The sequence below is a fragment of the Geobacillus sp. LYN3 genome (genome assembly GCF_003064505.1).
Classification (GTDB): Bacteria; Bacillota; Bacilli; order Bacillales; family Anoxybacillaceae; genus Parageobacillus_B; species Parageobacillus_B toebii.
In genome coordinates this window covers 684-936 of the sequence record NZ_QCWL01000088.1, presented here as the reverse complement: position 1 = coordinate 936, position 253 = coordinate 684, and positions in this window count along the sequence as shown.

Sequence of the window (253 nt, the reverse complement as noted above, 5' to 3'; positions counted from 1 at the left end):
CCCATACCCGTCAAGTTAGCGGTATAAAATTTTTTAGGATGATACGCATGTTCGAAAAATCAATCAAAGGATGAAGAGAAAACCAAATGCTGGGCATGCCAAATAACCCTCAAGAAGAGGGTTATTTGGCATTTATATCCATAACCCACACTACCATATCCCCAATTTCTTTAAAAGATCCGATACCGTTTCCTCTCCTTTCCTTCGGTCTTTCCTCGCGTGTTTCCTTAACAGAGACAGGAGAGATGGAAGG